Genomic DNA, 3,050 nt, shown 5'->3' on the forward strand with positions numbered 1-3,050 from the left:
AAATCAAGCGTACACCAGCTAGAATAACAAACACACCTGCAGCAAATGCACCAGCTTGTTGCAAAGCGAAAATAATATGGTTTGTACCATTGCTTAAGTTTTCGCGGATATAAGCTCCGCCTGTAAAAATAGCAACAACTACATAAATGATAGCCATTGTAATAGCGATACTAACTGTTGAATCTCTCAAGAAACCTAGTCCTTTAGGGAACTTGATATCTTCAGTAGATTTTTCTTTATTTCCAAACATTCTTCCGATATAGCCACTCAATGCATAACCAGCCGCACTAAAATGTCCTAAAGCTACATTATCGTTACCAGTTAATTGGCGCATAAACGGTTGTACAAGCGCTGGAGACAATGCCATAACAATTCCTAATGCCAAACCGCCTAAGAGAATCAATGGAGCAGATGTAAAACCAACTACTGACATAATTACCGCAATCATACAAGCAAGGTAAAGAGTATGATGACCTGTTAAGAAAATGTATTTAAATTTTGTGAACCGAGCAATAAGAATATTAAAAATCATACCGGCTAACATAATCAAAGCTGTTGTTGTTCCATATTCATTTAAAGCTACTGCAACAATTGCTTCATTGTTTGGAACAATTCCTTGCATATTGAAGGCTACTTGAAACATTTCTCCAAAAGGAGCTAAAGAAGCTTCAACTGCTCCTGCCCCCGTTGTAACAACAATAAAACCAACAAATGTTTTTACGCCGCCTTTAACAACATCTGTTGTCGGCTTCTTTTGCAACATCAAACCTAAAACAGCGATTAAAGCAACAAGTAATGCAGGTGTACTAGCTACATCTATAATAAATTGTAAGGCACCATTCATTTTAAACACTCCCTTTGTATTAAATTAAGTTTTTGTCTTTGCAGGCTTGTGTTACTTTTTCACGCAATTCATCCATATCAATGATACTTTTTAAAATCCTTACATCTCCCAAATCCTTGGCTGCATCTTCTAAATCAGCTCCAACAAACCAAACATCGGCTAAGCCTGGTGCAGTAGATCCCATATCATAATGTTCTACTTCTACTTGTGAACTATCTACTCCTAGCTCTTTCAGTACACTTTCAATATTCATTTCCAACATAAAACTTGAACCTAAACCTGAACCACACGCTGTACCAAATTTAACCATTTTACACTACCTCCTGATTTTCTTTTATAAGTGTTAATATCTCTTCTTTTGTTTTGGCTTCTGTTAAAATTTTTAGTTTTTTACTATCACTTAAAATTCTTGTTAATTGTGACAAAGCTTTCAGATGCGTTTGATTATCAATAGCTGCTAACGTGATGATAATATTCACACCATGGTTAGGATCATCTAGTAAATAAACAGGTTTTGATAATTTTAATAGAGTCATCCCCAATTGATTTACACCATTTTCAGGGCGAGCATGTGGAATAGCGATTCCTTGTCCTAAATCAATAAATGCACCAAACTTATGCACGTTTTTGATAATAGCCTCAACGTAACTTTCTTCAATATACTTTTTCTTTATTAATGGTCCGCTGCTTAATTCAATAGCTTCTTCCCAAGAAAGGTTTTCAGTATCACTAAATTGAATCATATCCTCGGTAATTAAATCTTCTAACATTGGCAGCTCCTCCCTTTCTTGTTCAAATTGTGTCCTTATTTTCTTTGATAATGCTTCATAAAGCTTTTCTTCATCAACAATAGTTGCATGTTTTTTAATTGTATTCATTAAATCTTCTATATTGATACTTGGTGCTCCAACCAAATTAAAATCATTTGTTACACTTTGTAATAAATAATTTTTAGTTCGTTGATTCATAATCGGCTTCACAATATACAATTTTTTGTCAGTTCTAATGTAAACAGTTGAAAAGATCATGTCATAAGAGTGTTCTGGTATCTGCTTCAGTTCTTCAACAGAATGTTCACCTAGCCAATGAAGCTGCGGAAATAACTGTTTTAATTCTGATCTTAGAATCAAAGAAGAACTGATTCCATTTGGACAAATAACTAAAGCACGATATGAATGTTGTTGTTTTAATGTCTTTTCAAATTGGCCACCAAAATGAATCGTAAAATAAGCAATCTCTTCATCTGGTATGTCTCTTTTCACCATTTTTTGTAAAGGCTCCAAAGCTTTTTTTACAAAACCGAATAGATCCTTATGTTCTCTTTTGATTTGATTGACCATTGAATTTTCTAATTTCATTCCGAACAGCAAACGGTAGTAAGTGGGTACAATATGCATATACAATGATTCTTGCAGTGTTTCTTTGTTTTCAAATTCTATAACGGCTACTTTTTCCATATTATTAATGATATCACTTGCTAATTGAAAAAGTTTTTCATCTTTATAAAGAGAAAGATTGCCTTCTGCTATTCCTAATAGCGTCATCGTTAAAAAACTAGCTTCATTTTCTGAATACGGTAAGTTAAAAAATTGCGTTAAAATCGTTTTACTGATTTGATCAACACCGCTATTTTTTAGTACTGCTTTTTCCTCTTTTGTAAATAAAATTTTTACCCTCTTTTGCCGCAAGTAGACAAAATAAATCAGTCCAACAATTTCTGTTAACCGATCTTCCACCAATCGGATCTTTGCTTCTGCCGCTAATTGCTTGATAAAATCTTTTAAGTTCAAGAGTTTTAGTTCTTCACCCCACTCTTGTGTCACATAATTAAGAGCCCAAGATCCGATAGTTGTCTGCAACAAAAACGAAATACTTTGTGAAGCCAATCTGCGCTTGTCTAATTCCTTGCCTTCTAGATAATAACCTTTTGCCCGCGTATATTTTAACTGTACATTGTAGTACTTGCATTTTTCTCTTAATTTTTTTATATCGCTTAATGTCGTATTTTTACTGACTTGCAATAACTCTTGATAGTGATAATTTGAAATTGCTTCTTTTCGAATAAACGTATAAAGATAAATTAATTGTTCTCTTTCAGTTTCTTGCAAATAAATTTGATTATTTTTCAATTTTACTTGGAGTTGATTTTTTTCGTCAATTAGACTTTGTGAAATTCTGTAATCACCCTCCTTTATTTCTATTTTTG

General features: G+C 33.3%; 3 protein-coding genes. All 3 read right to left on the minus strand.

Translation table 11 applies throughout. The features are described 5' to 3' along the window. Window positions 1-844, minus strand: an 844-nt coding sequence (locus RT405_RS08600) for a PTS ascorbate transporter subunit IIC (RefSeq protein WP_313469107.1), incomplete at its 3' end; no start/stop codon positions are given. Between the two features lie 19 nt (window positions 845-863). Continuing rightward, window positions 864-1,154, minus strand: a complete 291-nt coding sequence (locus tag RT405_RS08605) for a PTS sugar transporter subunit IIB (protein ID WP_313469108.1) — start codon at window positions 1,152-1,154, stop codon at window positions 864-866. A gap of 1 nt (window position 1,155) precedes the next feature. Then, window positions 1,156-3,050, minus strand: a 1,895-nt coding sequence (locus RT405_RS08610; RefSeq protein WP_313469109.1) for a BglG family transcription antiterminator, incomplete at its 5' end; no start/stop codon positions are given.

The organism is Carnobacterium sp. (assembly GCF_032094055.1).
Lineage (GTDB): Bacteria > Bacillota > Bacilli > Lactobacillales > Carnobacteriaceae > Carnobacterium_A.